We start from the raw sequence: 2446 nt of genomic DNA on the forward strand, positions 1-2446 counted from the left end.
GTGTCGGGTCTCATGATCTGCGTGACAGATCGTGCTCAGGACCTGTGTGACACTTCGCCGAGTGCTGGCGGAGTTGAGCGTGGTCGAGCAGCGGTACCAAGCCGTACTGCAGGTGTCATCCGGGGCGAGCGTCACCGAGGTCGCCCGCAGGTTCGGAGTCTCCCGGCAGACGGTGCACCGATGGCTGGGCCGCTACCGTGCCCAGGGCCTGGACGGGCTGGCCGACCGCTCCTCGCGCCCGCATACCTCCCCGGCCCGGATCCCGGCCGCGGTGGAGGCGCTGATCTGCGAGCTGCGGCGCAACCACCCCCGCTGGGGCGCCCGCCGCCTGGTGTGGGAGTTGACCCGCCGCCCCTGCCCCGGCCCGGTGCCGTCCCGGGCCACGGTGCACCGCGTGCTCATCCGCCACCACCTGGTGCAACCCGTCCCCCGACGCCGACGGCGCGAGGACTACACACGCTGGCAGCGACCAGAGCCGATGCAACTGTGGCAGATGGACATCGTCGGCGGAATCCTGCTGGCCGACGGCACCGAATGCAAGATCGTCACCGGCGTCGACGACCACTCCCGCTACTGCGTGACCGCCACCGTGGTGACCCGCCCCACCGGCCGGGCCGTGTGCCTGGCCCTGGCCGACGCATTGCGCCGCCACGGCATCCCCGAGGAACTGCTGACCGACAACGGCAAACAGTTCACCGCCCGCTTCGGCCGCGGCGGAGAAGTGCTGTTCGACCGGATCTGCCGCGAGAACGGCATCACCCACCGATTGACCCGCCCGCACTCACCCACCACCACCGGCAAGGTCGAACGCTTCCACCAGACCCTGCGCCGCGAACTGCTCGACGACCACGAACCGTTCGACAGCATCGAACACGCCCAGCAGGTCCTGGACGCCTTCGTCGCCGACTACAACACCTACCGCCCCCACCAAGCGCTGAACATGGCCCGCCCCGCCGACCGGTTCCACCCCCGCACCGACGAGCGGCTGCCGCTGCGCCTGCCGGCGGACCTGCGCGCCACCGGAGCACTCCCCGACCCCGAGGCCGTCGCTGAGCCCGTGGCGGAACCGGGGCCGGTCGAGACAGCCGCGCCGATGATGCCGGTGAACGGAATCGATCCGGTGGACCTGGCCGTGGAGTTCACCCGCGTCGTCCCCGCCTCGGGCAACCTGACCGTCTGCGGGCAGCAGTTCTGGCTCGGCACCCACCGCGCTGGTCTGACGCTCACCCTGCGGGCCGACGCCGGCACCGTCGAACTGCTGGCCGCCGGGGTGAGGATCAAGAAGGTGCCCTCCCGGCTCACCGTCCGGCATCTGCGGCAGCTGATCGCCGAGGGCGGCACCCGTATCCCGCCCTTCCCCGCACCGGCCCGGCCCGGCGCCGGCGGGGCGGTCGAGGTGGAGCGGACCGTCAACGCCTCCGGCGTGGTCTCCCTCGGCGGCCGATCATGCCCGGTCGGCTCGCCGTTCGCCGGACGCCGGCTGACCATCCGCCTGGAGGGCGCCGTGCTGCACCTGAGCGACGGATCCACGCTGCTGCGCACCCTGCCCAACCCGCTCACCGAAGCTGAGACGGCCCGGCTGCGCGACGCGCGCCCCGCCGGGCCCGCACCCCGGCCGGCGGCCGAACCGGTCCGGGTGCAGCGGCGGGTCAGCAGCCGCGGCTGGATCGCCATCGCCGGCCAGCGCATCGGCGTCGGCATCGGCCACGCCGGAGCGACCGTGACCGTCGAAGCAGCCGACGCCACCTTCCGCATCACCCATGCCGGCCAGGTCATCGCCGAGGTCGCCCGCACCACCACCAAACCCATAGCCCGGTTCAAGGTCCGCAAGCCCCAGCACTGACCAGAAGATCACGCCGTCGGGTAGAACTGCGTGCATGGATCCGGTGAAGCTGCAACAGGCCCTGGACGACGTCTTCGACCAAGCCCTGCTCCACCACGGCTTCACGAACTACATGCGCGACTACCAGCTCATCATCCACGCAACCGCCGACCCCAGGAGCGGGATCGCACCGGCGACGCTGCGCTACCTGTTCCGCCACTGCGTGCAGGCCACCTGCACCACCACCGTCTCGGCCGACACCTGGCGCACCTCCCTCGATGACCGGCTCATCGCCAACGAAACTGGCGTCGACCTCGACGGATACGTCTGGGGCGTCAACTGCCAGGAGCTCTACCCCGGGCCCACGCTCGTGACCGACTCACCGGCCGCCCGGAAGTGGGCCGCAGCCCTCGGCATCGACTTCCACGAGATCCGGATCCAGGCCAACGCCCACGACCTGACCCTGGTCTTCTCCGACCTGCAGATCGAAGAACTCCCACCCGAATGGCAGAGCCCGGACCCCACGTTTCCGGTTCAATAGGCGTCGAAGAGCAACAGATCATCTAGCCGGAGTGTCACCCACCTCCTGCGCCGGATCTGTCGCACGGGTCCTGAGCCCTGACA

Annotated in this window: 2 protein-coding genes; both read left to right on the forward strand. The window is 70.6% G+C overall.

Annotation, left to right across the window (positions count from 1 at the left end; all coding sequences use genetic code 11):
* Positions 1-73: 73 nt before the first annotated feature.
* A complete protein-coding gene (locus tag IEZ10_RS38395; RefSeq protein ID WP_373287462.1) occupies positions 74-1843 on the forward strand; it encodes an IS481 family transposase in 1770 nt (589 codons plus the stop codon).
* A 34-nt stretch (positions 1844-1877) separates the two neighbouring features.
* Positions 1878-2363, forward strand: a complete 486-nt coding sequence (locus IEZ10_RS38400) for a YxiG-like protein (RefSeq protein ID WP_189251413.1) — start codon at positions 1878-1880, stop codon at positions 2361-2363.
* Positions 2364-2446 lie beyond the last annotated feature (83 nt).

It is taken from the genome of Streptosporangium pseudovulgare (genome assembly GCF_014648055.1).
Taxonomy (GTDB): Bacteria; Actinomycetota; Actinomycetes; order Streptosporangiales; family Streptosporangiaceae; genus Streptosporangium; species Streptosporangium pseudovulgare.